Consider the following 1344-nt stretch of genomic DNA (forward strand, 5'->3'; position numbering starts at 1 on the left):
GTAACATTCCGTTCATAGGTAAATATATGATAGACTATTTGTTTTGGGGGAACATCGTTTTAACAGTCATATTAATTCTCGCCTTGATTGTAATTCTTTTTTATCCTCGAGCCTATATGGATGTACAACTCACTTCAAATAATGGAGATTTAACTTTGAAGAAGTCGGCCATTGAAGGATTTGTAGGTGAAAAAGTAAAAGAAAATGATTACCTTAAAAACTCAAAAATCGCTGTTTCACTTTTTAAAAATAAGATAAAAATTGATGTAAAGGGTGAGATTGTTCCTCGAGTTGAAGTGGCCCAAAAAGCTCAAGTTCTGGAACAGGAAATCATTGAAGGGTTAAAAAGTTTCTTTGGATTGGAACATACGGTTAAACTTAAAGTAAAAGTCAATACATTAAGTAAAGACGATAACCCTAAACGACAACGTGTTATGTAGGAGGGATCAATGGATTATTTCGAAAAAAATCGATACCCGATTATAGGGGGAATCGTAGGTGCACTCATTGCTGTGTGTATCTTCACTATTGGATTTTGGAAAATGATTCTGGTTTTATTTTTAATTGGATTAGGAATTTATATTGGTCTATTTTTAAAGAGGACAGGAATCATTGATCTATTTATAAATCGTAAATAACATTATAAAAGGAGAATATTATGGTACAAGAAAACATGAAAGCATTTGGAACAATGGCAGAAAAAGAAACTCCTAAAACAAAGGAAACCCAACCAGAAATTAAGGGGACTTTGACTTATGAAGATAAAGTTGTGCAAAAGATTGTAGGTTTAGCATTAGAATCAGTGGATGGACTTCTTTCTGTAGAAGGTGGGTTCTTCTCAAACTTAACAGGAAAACTTATTAATACTGATGATGTTACAACAGGTGTTGACGTAGAAGTTGGGAAAACACAGGTTGCAGTAGACTTGAAAGTAGTTACAGAATATCGTAAGAATGTGCCTGATATTTATGAAAAAATTAAAGAAGTCATTCGTAAAGAGGTTGCGGCAATGACAGAATTGGAAGTTGTTGAAGTTAACGTAACAGTCACAGATATTAAAACGAAAGAGCAACAAAAAGAAGATGATGTAAGTATTCAAGATCGAGTGACTAGTGCGGCTCAAACAACTGGGAAATTCACCTCTGAACAAGTTGATAAAGTAAAAGACAAAGTAGAAGACAATACAGATAAAGAAGCTAGAGTTAAATAAATTTCTAGATAAATCCTGATGAACAAAGGCCTCTATTATGAGGCTTTTTTAGTAAGTGAGTTCAATTATATAGTTTTTTATTTAGATAGAAGTATCGAGTCAAATAAGGCTAAGGAGATCTTTCATGATAGATT

3 protein-coding genes are annotated in these 1344 nt (G+C 32.9%); all 3 read left to right on the top strand.

Features of this window, described 5'->3' with window-relative positions; all coding sequences use genetic code 11:
- A partial coding sequence (amaP, locus tag ABZ857_RS44235) for an alkaline shock response membrane anchor protein AmaP (RefSeq protein ID WP_357056969.1) occupies positions 1-440 on the top strand: 440 nt, incomplete at its 5' end.
- A 9-nt stretch (positions 441-449) separates the two neighbouring features.
- A complete protein-coding gene (locus ABZ857_RS44240) occupies positions 450-638 on the top strand; it encodes a DUF2273 domain-containing protein (protein ID WP_095346004.1) in 189 nt (62 codons plus the stop codon).
- Positions 639-658: 20 nt separating this feature from the next.
- Complete coding sequence (locus ABZ857_RS44245; protein WP_015425998.1) at positions 659-1210, top strand: Asp23/Gls24 family envelope stress response protein; 552 nt, start codon at positions 659-661, stop codon at positions 1208-1210.
- The last annotated feature ends 134 nt before the right edge of the window (positions 1211-1344 follow it).

Source organism: Microbispora sp. NPDC046933, assembly GCF_040644635.1.
GTDB lineage: Bacteria > Actinomycetota > Actinomycetes > Streptosporangiales > Streptosporangiaceae > Microbispora.

Coding starts and splice junctions, on each gene's coding strand:
- ABZ857_RS44240 (WP_095346004.1), top strand. CDS start 450: ATGGATTATTTCGAAAAAAATCGATACCCGATTATAGGGGGAATCGTA.
- ABZ857_RS44245 (WP_015425998.1), top strand. CDS start 659: ATGGTACAAGAAAACATGAAAGCATTTGGAACAATGGCAGAAAAAGAA.